The 20,414-nt window shown below is 35.0% G+C and carries 17 protein-coding genes; 4 read left to right on the forward strand and 13 right to left on the reverse strand.

Annotation, left to right across the window (positions count from 1 at the left end):
* Positions 1–82 precede the first annotated feature (82 nt).
* A complete protein-coding gene (locus tag ACVPPR_RS06520; RefSeq protein WP_462296923.1) occupies positions 83–1,351 on the forward strand; it encodes an ISL3 family transposase in 1,269 nt (422 codons plus the stop codon).
* Positions 1,352–1,434: 83 nt separating this feature from the next.
* Here the strand turns inward: ACVPPR_RS06520 and ACVPPR_RS06525 are convergent, their stop codons facing one another.
* Both ACVPPR_RS06525 and ACVPPR_RS06530 read right to left on the reverse strand, forming a co-directional pair.
* A complete protein-coding gene (locus tag ACVPPR_RS06525; protein ID WP_462303931.1) occupies positions 1,435–3,498 on the reverse strand; it encodes an LTA synthase family protein in 2,064 nt (687 codons plus the stop codon).
* 74 nt (positions 3,499–3,572) lie between these two features.
* The gene (locus tag ACVPPR_RS06530; protein WP_462298612.1) at positions 3,573–3,806 is read right to left on the reverse strand and encodes a YkuJ family protein; all 234 of its coding nucleotides are present in this window, start codon (positions 3,804–3,806) and stop codon (positions 3,573–3,575) included.
* A 136-nt stretch (positions 3,807–3,942) separates the two neighbouring features.
* Between ACVPPR_RS06530 and ACVPPR_RS06535 the strand changes: the two genes are divergently transcribed.
* A complete protein-coding gene (locus ACVPPR_RS06535) occupies positions 3,943–5,118 on the forward strand; it encodes a pyridoxal phosphate-dependent aminotransferase (RefSeq protein WP_462303932.1) in 1,176 nt (391 codons plus the stop codon).
* Between the two features lie 62 nt (positions 5,119–5,180).
* Here the strand turns inward: ACVPPR_RS06535 and ACVPPR_RS06540 are convergent, their stop codons facing one another.
* The 7 genes from ACVPPR_RS06540 to ACVPPR_RS06570 form a co-directional block, all read right to left on the reverse strand.
* Complete coding sequence (locus tag ACVPPR_RS06540) at positions 5,181–5,531, reverse strand: MmcQ/YjbR family DNA-binding protein (RefSeq protein WP_462303933.1); 351 nt, start codon at positions 5,529–5,531, stop codon at positions 5,181–5,183.
* A gap of 18 nt (positions 5,532–5,549) precedes the next feature.
* The gene (locus ACVPPR_RS06545) at positions 5,550–6,578 is read right to left on the reverse strand and encodes a lysylphosphatidylglycerol synthase transmembrane domain-containing protein (RefSeq protein ID WP_462298615.1); all 1,029 of its coding nucleotides are present in this window, start codon (positions 6,576–6,578) and stop codon (positions 5,550–5,552) included.
* A 3-nt stretch (positions 6,579–6,581) separates the two neighbouring features.
* A complete protein-coding gene (locus tag ACVPPR_RS06550) occupies positions 6,582–7,604 on the reverse strand; it encodes a glycosyltransferase family 4 protein (protein ID WP_462298616.1) in 1,023 nt (340 codons plus the stop codon).
* 30 nt (positions 7,605–7,634) lie between these two features.
* Complete coding sequence (locus ACVPPR_RS06555) at positions 7,635–8,813, reverse strand: glycosyltransferase family 4 protein (protein ID WP_462298617.1); 1,179 nt, start codon at positions 8,811–8,813, stop codon at positions 7,635–7,637.
* Positions 8,814–8,963: 150 nt separating this feature from the next.
* Positions 8,964–10,685 (reverse strand): phosphoenolpyruvate--protein phosphotransferase, encoded by a 1,722-nt coding sequence (gene ptsP / locus ACVPPR_RS06560; protein ID WP_462303934.1) that lies wholly within the window; start codon positions 10,683–10,685, stop codon positions 8,964–8,966.
* The gene (locus ACVPPR_RS06565; RefSeq protein WP_462298619.1) at positions 10,685–10,951 is read right to left on the reverse strand and encodes a phosphocarrier protein HPr; all 267 of its coding nucleotides are present in this window, start codon (positions 10,949–10,951) and stop codon (positions 10,685–10,687) included. Before ACVPPR_RS06565 ends, ptsP begins: the two co-directional genes overlap by 1 nt.
* Positions 10,952–11,113: 162 nt before the next feature.
* Entirely contained in the window at positions 11,114–11,302 is a 189-nt protein-coding gene (locus ACVPPR_RS06570) for a hypothetical protein (RefSeq protein WP_057973672.1), read from the reverse strand.
* Between the two features lie 203 nt (positions 11,303–11,505).
* Here ACVPPR_RS06570 and ACVPPR_RS06575 point away from each other — a divergent pair, with 203 nt between their 5' ends.
* Both ACVPPR_RS06575 and ACVPPR_RS06580 read left to right on the forward strand, forming a co-directional pair.
* Entirely contained in the window at positions 11,506–13,731 is a 2,226-nt protein-coding gene (locus ACVPPR_RS06575) for an ATP-dependent Clp protease ATP-binding subunit (RefSeq protein WP_462303935.1), read from the forward strand.
* Between the two features lie 154 nt (positions 13,732–13,885).
* Positions 13,886–14,971 (forward strand): MucBP domain-containing protein, encoded by a 1,086-nt coding sequence (locus ACVPPR_RS06580; protein ID WP_462303936.1) that lies wholly within the window; start codon positions 13,886–13,888, stop codon positions 14,969–14,971.
* A gap of 46 nt (positions 14,972–15,017) precedes the next feature.
* On the opposite strand, the gene ACVPPR_RS06585 is transcribed toward ACVPPR_RS06580, so the two are convergent.
* The 4 genes from ACVPPR_RS06585 to ACVPPR_RS06600 form a co-directional block, all read right to left on the reverse strand.
* Positions 15,018–16,595: a peptide chain release factor 3 gene (locus ACVPPR_RS06585; RefSeq protein WP_462303937.1), complete on the reverse strand. Its 1,578-nt coding sequence runs from the start codon at positions 16,593–16,595 to the stop codon at positions 15,018–15,020.
* 123 nt (positions 16,596–16,718) lie between these two features.
* Positions 16,719–18,062: a hemolysin family protein gene (locus ACVPPR_RS06590; protein WP_462303938.1), complete on the reverse strand. Its 1,344-nt coding sequence runs from the start codon at positions 18,060–18,062 to the stop codon at positions 16,719–16,721.
* Between the two features lie 87 nt (positions 18,063–18,149).
* Positions 18,150–18,803, reverse strand: a complete 654-nt coding sequence (locus ACVPPR_RS06595; RefSeq protein WP_462303939.1) for a LysM peptidoglycan-binding domain-containing protein — start codon at positions 18,801–18,803, stop codon at positions 18,150–18,152.
* 36 nt (positions 18,804–18,839) lie between these two features.
* The gene (locus ACVPPR_RS06600) at positions 18,840–20,348 is read right to left on the reverse strand and encodes an ATP-binding cassette domain-containing protein (RefSeq protein WP_462303940.1); all 1,509 of its coding nucleotides are present in this window, start codon (positions 20,346–20,348) and stop codon (positions 18,840–18,842) included.
* Positions 20,349–20,414: the final 66 nt, after the last annotated feature.

A 20,414-nucleotide genomic window follows, 5' to 3' on the forward strand; every position in this document is an offset into this window, starting at 1 on the left:
TAAGACTTTTGGGTACGGTTTATCCAAATCCATTATCGTTCAACCACCACAGATGAATTAATAAGAAAGAAGGAATCTCCGCATGTCTAATCATACTAAATTTTGGCTTGGAATAGAAGACAATAATCTAATGATTATTGATTATGAGACATCTAATGATGGTGTCACCAGGTTTAACGGTATTCTCGATTACCAGCCGAAGGCTTGTCCCAACTGCGGTATTAAGCACGAAGGTCAGATAATTAAGTATGGTTGGCGTCAAACAACCATTCGTTATCCTAAGGTATTAGGAAAAAATATTATTTTGTCTCTCAAACGCAGATATTTTAAATGTAACGAGTGTCAATCATACTTTTTAGCTCAAACTAGTGCAGTCCCTAAGAACTGTACGATTTCCAATACTTCTAGAAAACTCTGTTTAACTAAATTGACAGAACCCGTTTCTTTAACTCACATTGCTGATGAAATTTCGACTTCTGATTCCTTTGTAGGTCGTATTCTCATGGCCTCTGAACGGGATTTTAAACCTAATTATAAATTTTTACCCAATGTTCTACTCCTTGACGAAGTCAAGAGTACTAAATCTGCTACAGATGCCATGAGTTTTGAATTTATGGATGCTAGTAATCATGAATTAATCGATTTTTTATCTTGTCGACGACTCTACCAAATACAACGCTATTTTTATCGTTATTCAGCTACAGCTAGAAAAAACGTGAAGATTATTGTGACTGATATGAATTATACCTATCCTAAACTAGCCAAAGAAATCTTTCCTAATGCGATTGTTATTATCGATAAATTTCATATTATCAATTCAGTGAATCGTGGATTCACCAAAACTAGAATCAAACTTATGAAAGAACTGCCAACATCATCACAAGACTATAAGGCCCTAAAACGTTACTGGAAGCTCCTATTAAAACCGGCTGAAAATCTGGATTACAAGAATTTTAAAAAATGGACCTACTTTCCATACTTAACAACAGAAATTGATATCATTGACCATTTACTAAGTTTAAATCCAGAATTGAAAAAGGCATATGAACTCATGAACCAAATTAGATCAGCCCTTCACCTAAAAGATTGGAAGTCCTATGATTCAGCAATTAAAAACACCGAAGGTTGTTCCGAAGAAATGACTAAAAGTATTGAAACGTTGTTTCTTCACCATTTTGAAATTAAAAATACCTTTAATCATCATTATTCTAACGGTCCTTTAGAAGGCACAAATAATAAAATAAAGGTCATTAAACGCGTTAGTTTTGGTTTTAGAAACTTTTATAGATTTCGCATCAGAATATTTTATACCCTTAAGATTCATACAAAAAAAGGCCTAATCACTAAGTGATTAGAACCTTCATAATATTATCCACCAACAACAGTTGACGAAGAACCAAAAAAAGCCATAACATGACGTTATGACTTTCATTACTACTTCAATTCTGGTGCGTCTGTTTTAAATAGAGACTCGGTAGACACGCCACCGTTTTGTTCAATCAAACTAGTTTTTTCTTTCTTTTGTGCTTTTTTCAACGTCTTAAGTGCTGCACTCTCTTTGTAGTTATAATCAGATTTATCCACCTTAGTAAAATTACTTGGTGTATAGAATCTTAATAAATCACCGGTAATAACTTCATCTGATAACGATAATGAAGTTGTCACATGTTTTAACTCACTATTGTAAACTTTTTGTTGTGCAGCCGTTAACTTCTCTATTTCTTTACCCGTCTTCGTATCATATGTGGTATTGCCGACCTTAGTAAAGGTTGGCGAAATAAAATCACCATTTCTAAAAGCAACTGTTTGATTGCGATTCTTCGATAATAAATCATTACCAAATTGAACCGTATCCGTATTCTTAACGCCTAATAAATCAAGTAAGGTTGGTAAAACATCAATTTCACCACCATAAGTATGCTTAACGCCACCCTTAAGGCCATTCATATGAATCATAAATGGTACCTTTTGGAACATCGTTAAATCATAACTTGTGACTTCATCTTTACCTAATAATTGCGCAATGGCTTTCTTGTGATTATTAGAAATACCGTAATGATCACCATACATCACAATCATACTATTTTTATACAGCCCACTCTTCTTCAAATAATTAACGAATTCTCCGAATGATTGATCCAAATATTTAGACGTTTGAACGTACCCATCAACGGTACTATCATCTGTATCCGTTTTTTTGATCGACACATTCTCACTATCCAAATCATATGGATAATGATTCGTTAAGGTAATGAGCTTCGCATAAAAAGGTTGTGGTAATTGTTCAATATACTTAACAGATTGCTTCAAGAAAATCTTATCTTTCAGGCCATAACCCACTTTATAGTTAGATTTGACGTTGTAATAAGGTTCACTAAAGAAGTACTGGTACCCAAATGATTTATAGGTATTATTACGATTCCAGAAACTACCAACATCCCCATGGAACGCAGCTGTTGTATATCCTTTTTGATCAAGGATAGCTGGCGCTGATTGGAAGGTATTTTGTGTTCCATAAGTTGTCATTGCTGACCCAGATGATAAGCCATAAAGTGACGATTCTAACATCATTTCAGCATCAGACGTTTTACCTTGTCCGACTTGATTAAAGAAATTATCAAATGATAACGTATTCTTATCATGATAATACTTATTAATATTAGGTGTTACCTCTTGACCATCCCATTTATAATCAATCATGAATTGTTGGAAACTTTCTAAATGAACCACAAAAACATTTTTACCTTTTGCTTTTCCATAATACTGAATATTAGAACTAGCACGATTCTTATCCAGATATTTTAGAACTTTAGTCATATCTTCTGATGTTGCATTCTTACGTGTCGCACTTTCTTTTTGCGTTTGGTAAACGTTATATCCCGCATAAAAATTCAATCCTAAATATTTAACAATATAATTATTATCAAATGTTCTTGTCAATAATTGAGACCGATCCTTTTCAGCTAGGCCCAAATTACCAGCAGCTAAAAGAACAGCCACAATTGTAACAATAAATGCATAACGTTTTTTGATAGGATTATAATCAATTTTGACAAGTTTAAAGACAAGAATCAAAATTAAAATAATAATATCAATATAAACAAAAAAATCAGTTGGACGTAGAATTCCCGCGATTCCTTTATCTAAGTTATTAGCTACTGAACTTGAATTTTTTATGATTCCCAATGAAAGGAAATCTGAAAATTCTCGGTAATAAATCATATTCGCAAAAAGCCATGATGTTTGAATAAAATCAATAATGAGCATAATCCAATATGATTTCTTACCTTTAAAGTAAAGCGCAATTCCAAACAACAAAAGTGCCGTTGGAATTGGATTTAAATAAAGTAAAAATTGTTGCATGCTACCCGTCGCACCCAGCGTAAATTTTGTTTCATACGCAACGACAGTTTTGGCCCAAAATAAAACGAGCATCAAGAGGAAGAATCCCCATCTTGAGCTCAATTTATCCTGAACATATTTTAAAGTTGACCGCATTTTAGTGCCTCCGTTTTTTAAGATCAGTTTTCGAGAACACGAAAATGTCTTTAAATCTATCTTTCAGTTGATTATTAACCAAATAATAAGTCGTAAACTTCCATGGCAATTAAATCGATATCATCAAATGGAAATTTAGTATGGTTACTTAAATCTTCCAACGTATATGCTTTCATAGCTGGATCATATTCAACGATTCCTTTTTCAACACCTTCATGTTCAAAGTGTCTTGTTTGGATTTCACCGTTATCTTCTTTTTGCATAGCCTCTAAGCGACTAATGATTGCTACTAACTGAGAATTTTTCATAGTTGTTCCCCTTTCAATATCATAGTTAATAATACCAAAGTTTCTATGCATTTACACCTGATTCCTCATATTATAATCGTTTCTTAACATGTTTTTATGCTAAACTATTAGTTATTAGACTTGGAGGCCGAAAAAAATGAGTTTATTTAGAAATGATTTGAACGATCAAGTATTTAAAATAGAAGTTTCAGACATCCGTCAATTCGATGATGAAGTAAGCAAAATCCCTGATATGATCAAGTTAACCATGGGTGAACCAGACTTCAACACCCCCGATCATATAAAAAAAGCTGCTATTGAAGCCATTAATGAAAATTACTCACATTATATGGGGATGGCTGGTGATATTGAATTACGTGAAGCAGCCAGTGAATTTTTCAATGAAAAATATGCCGTTAGTTATGATGCACAATCAGAAATATTAGTCACAGTTGGTGCTACCGAAGCTATTGCCACTGCTCTACAGACTATTTTTAACCCTGGTGACGCCGTTCTGGTACCAATGCCACTTTATCCTGGTTACATGCCTCTAATCACCTTAAATCGCATCAAACCAATCTACATTGATACGCGTGCTAATAACTTCAGGTTAACACCTGATATGATTAAACAAGCTGTTGCAGATAATCCTGATGAGAACATTAAAGGTATCATCTTAATCAACCCAAGTAATCCAACTGGGATTTCTTGGACCGAAGATGAAATTATCGCCATTACCGATGAAATTAGAAAACAAAAGATTTGGGCTATCAGTGATGAAATTTATAGTGAATTAACTTATGATCATAAACATGTTTCAATTGCTAAATATATCCGTGATCAAACAGTGTTAATTAACGGTTTATCAAAATCACATGCGATGACTGGTTGGCGTATTGGCTTCCTGTTAGCACCCAAAGCCATGACGGATGAATTAAAGAAAGTCCATCAATACTTAGTCACTTCTGCGACCAGCATTTCACAACGTGCTGGTGTCGCCGCTTTACGTGATGGTAAAGATGACGGTCGTATTATGAATGTCGAATACAAAAAGCGCCGTGATTTTGTAATGACTGAAATGAAAAAAATGAATTTTGAAATGGCCCAGCCTAGTGGTGCTTTTTATATTTTTGCTAAGATTCCTGAAGGCTATAATCAAGATGCATTGGCCTTTTGTAAGGATTTAGCATTTAATAATAAACTTGCTTTGATTCCAGGAACTGCATTTGGCGAATCTGGTAAAGGTTATATTCGCTTAAGTTATGCCGCAAGTATGGAAAATTTAGTTATTGGTATGGAACGATTAAATGCTTACATGACACAACACAAATAATTTATTAATAAAATAAGGTCCCAAATCACTTCGCTTTTGCCGAATGATTTGGGACCTTATTTTTATTTTTTTGTTAACGAGTCACTTTCATACATCATGTTCTCTAATTCAATTTGTGTGATATCCGCATGATTAATATCAATCGTAATCCAATATTTTTTATTCATATGAAATCCAGCCGTAATGCCCTCTACCTGTTTCATTTGTTCAACATGTTCTGGTTTTAGTTTGAGATTTAATGATAGCTTATCCTCTTTTTCAAAAATCATAGCCATCATTTTCCCACTACCAACCTGTTTCATAATCGTCCACACAACTGTTTGGTTAGGTCTTACCTTATTAAATGGATAAGACTCTATCGTATCTGTCATTTCCAAAATAAATTGAATTAAGTCACTTCTTGTAAATTTCATAATGTCCCCTTTGATTAACTAATCATCAAGTCCAATTTCTTCTACCTTATCCGGATTAACTACTAATGCAAACATACCGGCAAATAGACCAACATAATACGTTAAAATACGCCATAATAACATCGCTAAAACTAATTTACTATTACTTGTCATAAAACTAGAAAAAACAATCGCAAAACTATATTCTGCGCCACCTGTCCCACCGGGAATTGGAAAGAGTGAGATAACCATCACAATAAGCACATGCAGTGCCGTAATCATGATGACATTCACTGACGTGTAACCCAGTGACAACATAATAAAATATGGAATCAAATAGTAGAATGCTAGTTGAAAGAACGTTAGTATAAAAACGTCAAAAATTATTTTCTTTTCATTTTTCATACGCAAACTCTCTTGATGAAAGTTTGCTATTTTAGAATAGATGCTGTTATTTAACCGTTCAAAACGCTCAGCCTTGATAAAGACCTTAACAGCAGATAAACAAACACCTACCAACTTTTTAGTGAATGTGTACCAATACATAATCATTAATAACCCAACAATTACAGCTAAATGAATGACAAATCCAAAAATCACAAAAACCATCAAGTAATGGACTTTGTCTTGAATATATTGAAACCCAATGACTAAACAAACGACAAAATTAATGACAATCATTGCTTGATACACAACAAATTTCATTAATAAAATTGAACTCGCACGTCCAGCATCAACTCCTGACTGCACCATTGCAAACAATTGCGCAGGTTGGCCACCCGTTGAAAACGGCGTAATCCCATTAAACAATTGTTCAATCAACGGAATTCGAATCGCATTTTTAAATGTAAATTTTTTATGTTGCCCTTTTACAAAACGCTTAACCACAAACGCCTCAAGTATAAAGTACATGCATATACAAAGGATTGCCACTAACAGCCACCAAATATTAATATGAACTAAATCTTTAATCAGTGACTGTATTGATACATTTCTTAAGGAAAAAGCGAATATGCCAATTCCAATTATGACCATTAACGTCAATAATCCTATATTTTTACGCGTCATTTTCTAGTCCTCTTTGCTCTGGTCCAAATAAAATTGATGCCAAATCTCAGCCAGTCTATCTTCAGAATAGTATGCTGACGCCTGATCTGCTTTATCGTGTAAGGCTGATAAAGCGTTAGAATCTTCTTTTAATTTTCTCAATTTAATTTGCATATCATCTACATCCGTTGCAGCATCATAATAACCATCAATAACCGCTTTATAAAGATCTAGGTCGCGCAATAATACAGGTGTCCCACAACTAAATGCTTCTAATACTGACATTGGAAACAACTCGTTGAAAGAAGGCAGTAAGAAAAGATTAGCAATATTGTAATAATTCACTAGCGCTTCACGATCGATAATCCCAGTAAAAATTAAATTACTAGGTGGATTATCAACGACTTTTTTTAATTCAGCATAACCATCCGTTAACTTACCAAATGAAAAACCACCAGCCCAAATAAATTGGATGTCAGGATTTTGCTTTGCTAACGTAATAAAATCGGGCACACCTTTTCTTTCTTGAACTTGACCATCACCAAAGACAATAAATTTATCTGCAGAAATACCTAATTGATCTCTGAATGCTTGTTTTTCTTCAACCGTTTTTTCATAAAAAACTTTTTTAGAAACAAAATTAGGAATATACGTGACTTGTTCCTTTGGAATCTTAAACGCCTCAAGCTTTGGAATAAAACTTGGATTAACCACAACAATATGATCCATTCTCTTATAAAAAGCAATCACGTACCAATAAAAGATTGCTCTGAACGGTTGCGGAATTTTGACGCTACCCTCAAGTGTTTCTGGTAAAAAATGCACATAACCAATCTTTTTACCACGACCTGGCATAAAAGTTGAAAGGTAGTAAGGAAAATTAATCGTATGATAATGACTAATATCAGAACGACTATATTTATTCACACTGATTTTAAATTCAGTTGGAAACCGATCTTTAAGTAACCTCATCATTTCAGTATACGCACTACCGACCCCTTGCCCTTTGACGGAATTGGCCGCAGAAAACATATTAATTAATAGCATAATTGAAACTCCTTTAAAAATAGATTCATTTTATAGATGACTAATCTCGTCATCTTCTTCCATTTCAACATATTGAATCTGAGCATCTTGATAAAATGCAGCGACTTTAGACCCAAAGGTTGCAGCCGAAATTTCTTTTAACTTATCCAATCTAGGCTCTGGATTAATTTTTTCATTACGTTTATTGAAATAATAGATGATATCCGTAACCATTTCAGCTTCAGAAGCAAATGTTTTACCGATTTCTGGTTGATCCATTAATTCATCGGTATATTCACCCGTTTTAGCCAACACTGGTGTCCCAGCCGCTAAAGCTTCAATAAATGTTAAGCCTTGTGATTCCGTCACAGAAGCAGATACAAATAAATCTGCTAACTGATAAAAATGGCATACTTCATCATTATCTACTTCGCCAGTAAATCGAATATTCTCTTGTAAATTTAAAGTAACCACTTGTGCTTCAAGTGTTTCTCGGGCGGGTCCATCCCCAACAATCAATAATAAAACATTTGGAATCTTCTCAATAATTGCTGGCATCCCGTCAATAATTTCTTTTGTATTCTTTTCAAATGCTAATCGACTTAACGCAAGCATCACTGGACGATCTTCGGCAATATCTAATTTAGCACGATAATCTTCTGTTTCCACCTGTTCAAATTGAGAAATATCCACACCCGTCGGAATAACGCGCATTTCTGATTTCACACCATATTCTTGTAGCAAGTTCTGAACACGAGCACTTGGCGCAATAATTCCACTCATATGGAAGGTAAATGTCTTCGTCATTTGTTTAACATGATAAGGCTTCAATAGTTTACCATTTGCAATGTAATGTAAATAATCTTCATACATCGTATGGTACGTATGTAAACAAGGAACCTTTAAGTTTCTCGCAACAAACTTACCAATCCAGCCCATAGAAAATTCAGTTTGTGTATGGACAACATCTAAGTTTAGTTCTTTAGCCACTTGGTACGCCTGAAATAAGCCTCTAACAGCGATTCGTCTGTCCGTAAAAGAAATAAATGGGATGCTAGAAAACCTAAATATATTACGTTCATAAACTGTTTTATCAACTCGTGGATCAGTCGTTGTAAAGATATAAACTGTATGACCCTCTTTTTCGAGTTCATTTCTTAATGTCTTTATCGAAGTCGCCACACCGCTCACTTGTGGAAAATATGTATCTGTAAAAATCCCAATATTCACGATAAGGTCTCCTGTCTGTTTTGATATAATAAGTTTAATTATATTGGTTTCTAGTCCGTTATGCAATAGAAGTCCATTTTTCTCATTTGTTCCCAATTGAACGCAAAAAAAAACTGATAATCATAATTATCAGTTTTTCAAAAAAATTAATTACTTCATGTAAGATTCAACTAATGCAATAACTTCTTCATTAGTTTCACAATCAGTAACAGCTTTATCAGCTAATTCTTTCATTTTTGTTGTATCTAATTTTTTCATTAAGCTACGTGTTTTAAGGATTGATGATGCACTCATTGAGAATTCATCAAGACCCATTCCAGCTAAAATAGGCACAGCAATTTGATCTCCGGCCATTTCACCACACATACCTGCCCACTTACCTTCTTTATGAGCCGAATCAATTACCATTTTAATTAAACGTAAAATTGATGGGTTATAAGGTTGGTAAAGGTATGAAACTTGTTCATTACCTCGATCAGCAGCCATTGAATATTGAATTAAATCATTTGTACCAATACTGAAGAAATCAGCATATTTAGCTAAATGATCACCATTCATAACAGCAGCAGGAATCTCCATCATCATACCAACTTCAAGTTTATCTGCTACTGGTACCCCAGCGTCAATTAACTTAGTACGTTCTTCAACATAAATTGCCTTAGCTGCTTTGAACTCATTAACAGTTGCAATCATTGGGAACATAATTGCTAATTGTCCATAATGAGAAGCTCTAAGCAAAGCACGAAGTTGTGTTCTAAAGATATCTTGACGATCCAAACTAATACGGATTGCACGGTATCCTAAGAAAGGATTCATTTCTTCTGGTAATGGTAAGTAAGGTAGTTCCTTATCGCCACCAATATCCATTGTTCTTACAACAACTTGTTTGCCGTCCATTCCTTCAACTGCAGTTTTATAAGCTTCAAACTGTTCGTCTTCTGTAGGAAATTCACTAGCATCCATGTATAAGAATTCTGAACGGAATAATCCAACTGCTTCAGCACCATTATCTTGTGCACCAGCAACATCCTTAGGTGTACCAATGTTAGCAGCTAAATCAAAATGCACGCCATCAGCCGTAATTGTTTTAGCGTCTTTTAATTCTTTCCATTCAGCTTTTTGATCAGAAAAAGCTTTTGCCTTTGCTTCGTATGTTGAAATTTCTTCAGCAGAAGGATTGATAATTCCGTCACCGTTGATACCATCAACAATCACCATATCGCCTTCTGAAATTGCAGTTGTTGGATCACCAGCACCTACAACAGCAGGGATTTCAAGCGTTCGAGACATAATAGCAGAATGAGACGTACGTCCACCAACATCAGTAATAAATCCCTTAACAAATTTACGATTTAATTGAGCAGTATCCGATGGTGTTAAATCATGCGCAACGACCACAACTTCTTGGTCAATAAGCGCAGGATTAGGAATCGAAACGCCTAATAAATGGCTCATCACACGTTTTGTAACATCACGAACATCGCCTGCACGTTCTTGCATATAAGCATTATCAGTCATGCCTTCAAACATTGAGATGAACATATCTGTTACATCTTTCAATGCTGATTCAGCGTTAACCTTATCATTTTTGATTTTATCGCCAATGTTACCCATAAGTTCAGGATCTGAAAGGATTGTCAAATGAGCTTCAAAAACCTCGGCTTCTTCAGCACCGAGGTTTTCTGCAGCTTTTTGTTTGATTATTTTCAAATCTTCACTTGATGCAGCAACTGCAGCATCAAGACGTTTAATTTCTGACTCTGGATTGTCAATGCTTACTTGCGAGAATGATAAATCGGGTTGAACTAACATATATGCTTTAGCAATGGCAATACCATCACTAGCAGCAATCCCCTTTAACATTTTCGACATTATTCAGCAAGTCCTTCTTTCGTCATTGTTTCTGTAATAGCTGCGATTGCGTCTGCTTCATCAGCACCATCAGCAGTGATTGTAACATCAGCGTTTTGACCAACACCTAATGACATAACACCCATGATTGATTTTAAGTTTACTGATTTTTCTCCGTAAACCAAAGCAACATCAGCAGTGAATTTACTTGCTGCTTGTACCAATAATGTAGCTGGACGTGCGTGGATACCTGTTTCTGCAATTACGTGAAAGTCTTTCTTTTCCATGATTATATATCTCCTTGGTGTTCTATATTTTTTATTTTAGAAAAATGTACAACCCACTTACAAAAGCAAAGAACACGTTTTCATTAGTAAGTTAAACACATTAATCTCTAGAAATAAATAGTACCATTTTTTAAAAAATGATACAAGTCTTTAGCCACTTTTTTAGTTTTTTAAACTAACATATTTATAGATAATTTGTCCTTCTCTTTGTGCATTACCAACAATTGCCTTACGTAATTTTTCTTTTTGCCAAACAAGTTGAAACGCCATAAATTCGTCTGGATTAATGGTGATGGTCTCTATTTCGCCGGCAATCAACGCATCAATCTTTGCTTTATAATCTTCACTCATTTTTCAAACCCCTTTTCACTGAAATCTACTATACTATTTCATTATAGATTAGCCTTCATAAAATGTAAAAAAGTGAGGGCAAGTTACTTGCAGAAATTTTTTAAGTTTTGTATAATAATCATCGAAGGTCAGAGATGGTCAATCCACTTTGATCTTAAATAAAATAAACGATAACGAATTAAATACGAAAGGTTGTGACACATATGATCTGTCAAAATTGTCAAATCAATCAAGCAACAATCCATTTATCAACTAATTTAAATGGACAACACCAAGAATACAATTTATGTCAAAATTGTTACCAATTGCTTAAAGACGAACAAGACCGTTTAAGCAATGGTCAAATCCGCAACAACCAACAAGATCCATTTAGCTTTGGTAACCTTGATGAATTGTTCAACGCAATTGCACCAAATAACCAAAATAACAGTTCACAAAGAAGAGACCAAACACCACCTACCCAAGCTGGTAGAAATGGCGGCGGTAATAAAAATAATGGTAAAGATACCGTTCTTGGCCAATTTGGTCTTAACTTAACGGATGAAGCTCGAGCAGGAAACATTGACCCTGTCGTTGGCCGTGACCAAGAAATTGATCAAATTATTGAAATTTTAAACCGACGTACCAAAAATAACCCTGTTTTAATTGGAGAAGCTGGTGTCGGTAAAACAGCCGTCGTTGAAGGTTTAGCTCAAAAAATTGTTGACGCTGCCGTTCCTCAAAAACTACTAAATAAACAAGTCATTCGTTTAGATGTTGTTTCATTAGTTCAAGGCACCGGTATTCGTGGCCAATTTGAAGAACGCATGCAACAATTGATGAAAGAATTAAAAGAAGATAAAAGTATCATCCTCTTTATTGATGAAATTCATGAAATCGTTGGCGCCGGTAATGCTGAAGGCGGTATGGATGCTGGTAACGTCTTAAAACCAGCCCTTGCTCGAGGTGAATTACAACTTGTGGGTGCAACCACTTTAAATGAATATCGTCAAATTGAAAAAGATGCTGCTCTTGCACGTCGTTTACAACCTATTCAAGTTGATGAACCTAGTGTTGCAGAAACAATTGTTATCTTAAAAGGGATTCAAAAGAAATATGAAGCCTACCATCATGTTCATTACAGTGACGAAGCAATTGAAGCAGCCGCATCATTGTCAGACCGTTACATTCAAGATCGTTTCTTACCAGATAAGGCGATTGATTTACTAGATGAATCAGGTTCAAAAATGAATTTGACCATTAAAGCAATTGATCCAAAATTGGTTGAAGAAAAAATTAAGAATGCTGAAACACAAAAACAAGCTGCATTGAGTGACGAAGATTATGAAAAAGCAGCTTACTACCGTGATCAAGTCGCTAAATTCAAAGAATTACAAGATAGCAACACTGATTCTGATGAATTACCAATTGTGACTGAAAAAGAAATGGAACAAATTATTGAAGAAAAAACAAATATCCCTGTTGGTGAATTGAAGGAAAAGGAACAGCAACAATTGAAAAATTTAGCCACTTCCCTTCAAGCTAGCGTCATTGGTCAAGACGCTGCCATCGACAAAGTAGCTCGTGCCATTCGTCGTAACCGGATTGGTTTCAATAAATCTGGACGCCCAATTGGTTCCTTCCTGTTTGTTGGCCCTACTGGGATTGGTAAAACGGAACTTGCAAAACAACTATCTAAAGAATTATTTGGTACAAAAGAATCAATGATTCGTTTTGATATGAGTGAATATATGGAGAAACATTCCGTTTCTAAATTGATTGGTTCACCTCCTGGTTACGTTGGTTACGAAGAAGCTGGTCAATTAACTGAACAAGTTCGTCGTAATCCATACAGCTTAATCTTGTTAGATGAAGTTGAAAAAGCACATCCTGATGTTATGCACATGTTCTTACAAATTCTTGAAGACGGTCGTTTAACAGATTCGCAAGGCCGTACAGTAAGTTTTAAAGATACGATTATCATTATGACATCAAACGCCGGAAGTGCTGATGCTGAAGCTAATGTTGGTTTTGGTGCAACATCTAATGGTGCTACACATGCCATCATTGATAAACTATCTAACTACTTCCGTCCTGAATTCTTGAATCGTTTTGATGATATCGTTGAATTCAATCCACTAAGCAAAGAAAACTTAGTTTCAATCGTAAGTTTGATGCTTAACGATGTAAATGATGTTCTTAAAAATCAAAACTTAGAACTCCGTGTGACAAATCGTGTTGAAGAAAAATTAGTTGATTTGGGTTACAATCCTGCCATGGGTGCTCGTCCATTGAGACGTGTTATCCAAGAACAGATTGAAGACCAAATTGCTGACTTCTATCTTGATAACCCTGATGTAACGAAATTGGTTGCAAAGATTGAAAAAGACGAAATTAAAATTTCATCAGATACTCCTTCTGATGATAAAGAATCAGATAAAGCTGAATAAAAGACCAAATTAAAGGCGCTAACTCAGAATTAATTTTCTGAAGTTAGCGCCTTTTTTTATTTTCATTCGCATTTTGAATAAATAAAATGATCTTTTAAACACTTTTTCCCAATAATTAAGCTTTTTAGGTTATAATTGTGTTATTAGATAATGAATGGAGCTGATTAAAATCGCCTTAAGAGATTTCTTCCGGAATGTGTTGTCTGTTTTTACAAAACCAAGTCAACCTCATCCCACTTCCGATATACAATTCACATTTAATTCAAATCCAACTAAGAAAATAGAACCTTCAAAAATAAAAAGGCATGAAGTCATTGAAAATCAAACTTTTTTACCAACATCTGTTTCTGATGCCACGATGATTATCTACTACAAAGATCAAGATGATCATAATTTGTCACGACCTCAAATTATCAGTGGTACCAAAGGCAGTGATTTGAGAATTCAATTTGACCCCATTCCAGATTATCATTTAATTGGTATTTCTGGATTCACAAGTACCTTTGTAGCCAGTTATGGCGCCATCATTTTAAGTTATGAAAAAAAGCATGGCGCTGCCGTCTGGATTTATAATCAAGATATTGATGGTGGCTATCTCATTGGCCCTCCTACTTTATTGCGCGGACAATTACATGAACCTTTTACATATGATCCTGTGAACATTCCTGGATTCAATTTATTGCGTGCATCAAAAACGAGTTATGGTAATTTCACAAATGAACAACAGACTATCTACTACTATTACCGCAATTTAAATTGGCGAACAGTCGACAAAATTGATGCCTACATTCAGATTACAGAACGCGCACGCTGCTTCGATCTCCCTGATGGCAACTTTTATCCTGCTTTCTTGCCTGCCGGTGGTATTTTACAAGTATTTGAAAAAATTGAAACTAATTCAGGCACCCATTGGTACGGTATGGGTGGTAATCAATGGTTGGAAGACACATCCAATGTCCATCTCATCGATCAACCTGATTACACCTCATTAACAACAAAAGAAATCGATAAATTAACAAAAAAAAGAGTTAATCAACCCGCTTTAATTGATTATATTCCTGACAAATCAGTCACTATTTACGCTGAACCTTATGGCAAAAAGTTACGCACTCTAGCAGATAACACACAAGTCACTTTAATCAGTCAATTAACATCACCAAATAGCATTGTTTGGTTTGAATTAAAAAATGGCGGCTTTATCAACGAATCTTATATCAAAATAGCTTACTCATTGAACTAAGAGCAACAAAAAAGGCATACCAGATGGCATGCCTTTTTTGTTGCTCTTATAGTTTTGATGTTAATTTAACATCTGGATATTTGTCAGCAAACCAACGTTCTGCGAATGCATTTTCAAATAAGAACAAGGGTAAATCTTGTCGATCTTTAACAAGTAAGTTACGAGAGCTCGACATTTTTTCATCCAATTGTTCAGGATCAATCCAACGCGCTGTTTTAGAACCCATTGGTGTCGTAATTACTTCTGAGTTATATTCGTTTAACATTCTAAATTGGAAAACTTCAAATTGAAGTTGACCAACAGCACCAAGAATATAGTCGCCAGTATTGTAACTTCTATATAATTGAACGGCACCTTCTTGAACCAATTGTTGAATTCCTTTATGGAATGATTTCTGCTTCATCACATTTTTAGCCGTCACACTCATAAATAATTCAGGTGTAAATTGAGGCAATTTTTCAAAGGTAATTGGTTTCTTCATGTTGCTAATTGTATCACCAATTTGGAAATTACCAGTATCATATAATCCAATAATGTCACCAGCCACAGCTGATTCCAAGACTTCACGAGAATCGGCCATAAATTGCGTTGAGTTTGATAAACGCATTTTTTTATCCGTTCTTGCTAATTTAACATCCATCCCACGTTCAAATTCTCCCGAACAGATACGGATAAATGCAATTCGGTCACGATGATTAGGATTCATATTCGCTTGAATTTTGAAAACAAAACCAGAAAAATGATCATCAACAGGTTGAATGATTTTTTCCTCAATCGTTTTATGCGATTGTGGTGCTGGTGCATAATTCAAATAAATGTCTAAGAACGTTTTTACACCAAAGTTTGTTAAAGCTGATCCAAAGAAGACAGGTGTTAAGTCCCCCGTCGCAATCTTGGCTTCATCAAAGGTATTACCAGCATCACTCAACAATTCAACTTCATCTAGCACTTCTTGATAGATACTGTCTTCTTTTAATGAATGAGCGCCTTCAATTTCACCAGCAGCATTTAGGTCAACATAATTACCGCCTTTATCTTCTTTTTGATAAAGTTCAATACGGTGATTATAAATATCATATAAGCCTTTTAAGCCTTTACCCATACCAATTGGCCAGTTCATTGGGTATGATTCAACGCCCAATACCTCTTCCAATTCAGCCATTAAATCAAGTGGTTCGCGACCATCACGATCCATCTTGTTGATAAATGTAAAAATAGGAATGCCACGCATTTTACAAATTTGGAATAACTTCTTTGTTTGTGGTTCAATTCCTTTAGCAGAATCGATCACCATGACCGCAGAATCTACAGCCATTAATGTCCGATACGTATCTTCAGAAAAATCCTCATGTCCAGGTGTATCCAAAATATTAACGCGTTTATCGTCATAATCAAATTGCATAACTGAACTGGTAACAGAAATACCACGTTTCTTTTCAATTTCCATCCAATCAGATTTTGCGAAAGTCCCTGATTTTTTACCTTTAACAGTTCCGGCAGAACGAACGACACCACCAAATAAAAGCAATTGTTCAGTAATAGTTGTTTTACCAGCATCGGGATGAGAAATAATCGCAAATGTCCGACGTTTTTTGACTTGAGTCTCTAATTCTTCTGTATTCATTAATTGTCCTCTCTAAAACATATTATTTATAGTTTATCATAAATGACAATGAACTTCGACGTAAAAAAATAAGGGCAATAGAACCACTACGTTCTGTATCCCTTACTTTACTTATCTCATATTTTATTCTTTCGTTTTTAAATTATCAGTTGGTACACTGGCTCGAATAATAACCTTCAATTCTACTAATCGAGAGCCATCCATTTTTTCTGTTTCCAGAATTAAACCATTATCAAGCGTAACTTGCAATTGTTCGTTATCGTCAGGAATTCGACCTAATTCAGTCAATACGAATCCGGCAATTGTATCCACATCTTTGACATCAATGTCACAATTAAATTCATCATTAAAATCATCAAGAGTCATACGACCTTGCACAATATATTCATGTGCATTAATTTTTTTCAATGTATCGTCAGGTTTATCAGATTCATCATCGATATCCCCAACTATTTCTTCAATCAAATCTTCAATTGTGGCTAATCCAACAACACCACCATATTCATCCAATAAAATAGCCAATTGCGTATGTGTTTTCTTCATTTCAAATAACAAATCATCAACGGCCATTGTTTCTGGAATAAACATTGGCTCCTGCATAATTTGACGTAGCGTAATTCTATCAAATCCATATTTTCTAGCAGATTTAAGTAAATTTTTAATATGAATAACACCCACAACATTATCTTTATCATCACTATAAACGGGTACACGAGAATAAGGTTGTTTTAAAATTGCATCAATATTACGATCATTATCATTTTGTAAATCAATCATGAATGCATCCGTTCTAGCAACCATAACTTCACGAGCTAACTTCGTATGTAACGAAATAACCCCTTCCATCATTTCATATTCATCTGAATCAATGGCGCCACGTTCCTCACCTGTTTGAATCACACGAACGATTTCTTGTCGACTAATCACTTCTGTATCATTTTTATTAAATTTGATTGGGGTTATTTTTTCTAAAGCGAAAAGCGAAATTGATAACAACCAGTTAAGTGGTTTGAAAAATATCGCGATAACTTGAATAGGTCCAGTCGTTGCTCTGGCAATTTTGTCCGGCATTTGTAATGCCAATTGTTTAGGGTATAACTCGCCTAAAACTAGTGAAAAATAAGATAAAATCAACGTAACAATAACGACTGCAACATCATGTGCCCAAACTGCATTCCCGAATGCCGGTTCAACATATTTAGCTAAAGCTGTTGCTGCAAAAGCTGAAGACAAAAATCCAGCGAAAGTAATACTAATCTGAATCGTTGATAAAAATGAAGTTGAATTATTTAAAATACCAAGAATTCTTTTAGCACCTTTATCTCCGGCTTGCGCCTCTGTCTCAATTTTATTACGATTTACTGAAACTACTGCTAATTCTGCAGCTGAAAAATAGGCATTAATTAATGTCAAAATGACTAACAATATCAGCTGCAACAGCAGTTCGTGACCAGGGTCTGAACTCATTTACTCATCCGCTCCAATTCATTTATATTTATTTTTTAACCATACGCATTATACACCCATTAACAATTGACTGACAAAAAGTAACGATTAGTTTGCATTTGTATTGTTACTGTTACTTGTTGAACTTGACGTATCTGAGCTTGAATCCGAATCCGAATTTGAATCTGAATCTGACGAATCTGTACTTGAGTCTGAATTCGTGTCCGAACTAGAATCTGTACTTGTCGTATTATTATCTGATCTGGTTGTATCTGTATCCGTTGTTGTGTCTGTACTTCCACTTCCAGCAATGACTTTAATTGATTGGCCTGGTCTTAACGTCGTATTTTCCATGTCATTTAACGCAATTAATTCTTTTACCGTCATTCCATGGTATGCCGCGATAGATGATAATGAATCACCATAAGCAACAATCAATGTATCCGTATCAACATTAGCACTTGATGATGACGCCGTTGTCGTTGTTCTTGTCTTACTTTTCTTAGTCGTGACTTTTTTCTTTTTTGCTTTTTTCTGTTGTGAATCTGAGCTTGAACTAGAATCCTTTTTACCATATTTATCTTTAGCAGCTTTTTGTTGTTCTGCGTATTCTTTTTTCTGTTGTGAAGCTGATCCTGTTTGTCCACGATTAGCGACCCATTCGACCACATTGTGACCAGATTCTGTACTAGCTAATACTGTTCCCCCACCAACACATACAACTACGGCTATCCCAATAATTACCTTTATTCTTAATTTCATAGCTTCCTCCAAGTTAACTTATAGTTATCCCATTATTTATTTGGGCACTTTTATTTTTTGTCCTAAATGTAAAAAATCTGATGATAAACTATTAATATCCATTAATTTGTCACTCGTTGTATTATTCGCAGTCGCAATACTTGATAAACTATCGCCATCGCCAACTTCAACCGTCTTTGTACTAATTTTATCGATACTTTCTTGTTTCGAAATACTCTCTTTTTTAGCAGATTCAGAACTAGCCAGCTTTTCAGATGACTCCTTAGCCACAGCTGATTCACTTGCTGCCTTGGCTCTAAGTTCACTCTCTACCCTGGCTTTAGATTCACTTGCTTTAACTTTGGCAACTGATTCTTTCTTCCGTTTTGCAGAAGAGACACTGGCTAATTTACTTGAAGTTGCTTTAGAAGATGACGCCACTTTTTTAGAGGCATCAACCACACTAATTGAACTAGAAATTGCCATTTTTTTTGCTTTAATTGACGACTTTCGATGACTGTCAATTGAGATAGACTCCTGTTTAGCATTATTCGTTTGAATATACTTCGCAGAAACCGTTCCCACCACCGCTAAAATCAAAATGCCGATAATAACTAAAGCTAATCTACCATGACTTTTGCTATGCCCATTGCTTTTTTTCTTTTTTGATTCATATTTTGCCTCATCAAATGCTTGCCCATTATAAAAGGCCTCCCGGCGACGTAACTCAACAGAACGAGGCATATCGGGATCAAAATGAGTTTCTTTATACTGTGTGTACAAAGCCTCTACACTAAATGATTTACGCTCTACATCACGTTCTTTATCGTATTCATGTCGCTTTATATCAGACAAACTATCATACCAAGCAACAAAATCTAAATAGCCCATAACAACATGTTCAGATTCGCCAATATCCATTAACTGACCATTTTGAATCCATGCAATTCTATCTGTTAAGAATTCCATTTGTTGTAAATCTTGGCTAGCTAGTACAAAAGTCTTACCTTCTGTCTGTAGGCTTTTAATTTTTTCAACCGTTTTTTGATAAAAAATATCATCTAACGCTGACAAAACACCATCTAAAATAATAATATCAGGTTCAATAAAAAAAGCCATTGCTAATTCAACTCGAGCGCGCATATCAGGTGAATAATCTTCAATTTTACTCTCTTTTAAAACGCCCAAATCAGCAAATCTCAAGACATTGTTTAATGTTTGATCACTATTCTTATAATCAATGTTTGAATCTGTAATCGCATCTTGAATATTCTGAACAGCCGTCTTATCACGCTTCAATTGTGTTTCATACGACACAATTGTTGTGTGCCCGGCCATCGTTAAGAAGCCCGTCGTTTGTTTTGCTTTACCAGCAAGAATCTCAGATAACGTTGCTTTTCCTGAACCTCCCATGCCGATAATACCAAAAAACTCTCCAGGATAAATATCGAAAGAAATCCCCCTTAAAGCCCAATAAATATCTTTTGAATCTTTATCAACTTTTCGATTTTTCTTACTTGTGATCCCTTTTGTAACGTACTCTAAGCGAATTTTATAGTCTTCCATTTTACCACCATTAACCACCCAGCTATTTTGATTTTAAACAGCAACCTGTATACAATTACACTTATA

The organism is Dellaglioa sp. L3N (assembly GCF_054941095.1).

What these genes read in the sequence shown, in the direction of transcription:
- ACVPPR_RS06520 (WP_462296923.1), top strand. Translation starts at nt 83, where the DNA reads ATGTCTAATCATACTAAATTTTGGCTTGGAATAGAAGACAATAATCTA.
- ACVPPR_RS06525 (WP_462303931.1), bottom strand. Translation starts at nt 3,498, where the DNA reads ATGCGGTCAACTTTAAAATATGTTCAGGATAAATTGAGCTCAAGATGG.
- ACVPPR_RS06530 (WP_462298612.1), bottom strand. Translation starts at nt 3,806, where the DNA reads ATGAAAAATTCTCAGTTAGTAGCAATCATTAGTCGCTTAGAGGCTATG.
- ACVPPR_RS06535 (WP_462303932.1), top strand. Translation starts at nt 3,943, where the DNA reads ATGAGTTTATTTAGAAATGATTTGAACGATCAAGTATTTAAAATAGAA.
- ACVPPR_RS06540 (WP_462303933.1), bottom strand. Translation starts at nt 5,531, where the DNA reads ATGAAATTTACAAGAAGTGACTTAATTCAATTTATTTTGGAAATGACA.
- ACVPPR_RS06545 (WP_462298615.1), bottom strand. Translation starts at nt 6,578, where the DNA reads ATGACGCGTAAAAATATAGGATTATTGACGTTAATGGTCATAATTGGA.
- ACVPPR_RS06550 (WP_462298616.1), bottom strand. Translation starts at nt 7,604, where the DNA reads ATGCTATTAATTAATATGTTTTCTGCGGCCAATTCCGTCAAAGGGCAA.
- ptsP (WP_462303934.1), bottom strand. Translation starts at nt 10,685, where the DNA reads ATGTCGAAAATGTTAAAGGGGATTGCTGCTAGTGATGGTATTGCCATT.
- ACVPPR_RS06565 (WP_462298619.1), bottom strand. Translation starts at nt 10,951, where the DNA reads ATGGAAAAGAAAGACTTTCACGTAATTGCAGAAACAGGTATCCACGCA.
- ACVPPR_RS06570 (WP_057973672.1), bottom strand. Translation starts at nt 11,302, where the DNA reads ATGAGTGAAGATTATAAAGCAAAGATTGATGCGTTGATTGCCGGCGAA.
- ACVPPR_RS06575 (WP_462303935.1), top strand. Translation starts at nt 11,506, where the DNA reads ATGATCTGTCAAAATTGTCAAATCAATCAAGCAACAATCCATTTATCA.
- ACVPPR_RS06580 (WP_462303936.1), top strand. Translation starts at nt 13,886, where the DNA reads ATGGAGCTGATTAAAATCGCCTTAAGAGATTTCTTCCGGAATGTGTTG.
- ACVPPR_RS06585 (WP_462303937.1), bottom strand. Translation starts at nt 16,595, where the DNA reads ATGAATACAGAAGAATTAGAGACTCAAGTCAAAAAACGTCGGACATTT.
- ACVPPR_RS06590 (WP_462303938.1), bottom strand. Translation starts at nt 18,062, where the DNA reads ATGAGTTCAGACCCTGGTCACGAACTGCTGTTGCAGCTGATATTGTTA.
- ACVPPR_RS06595 (WP_462303939.1), bottom strand. Translation starts at nt 18,803, where the DNA reads ATGAAATTAAGAATAAAGGTAATTATTGGGATAGCCGTAGTTGTATGT.
- ACVPPR_RS06600 (WP_462303940.1), bottom strand. Translation starts at nt 20,348, where the DNA reads ATGGAAGACTATAAAATTCGCTTAGAGTACGTTACAAAAGGGATCACA.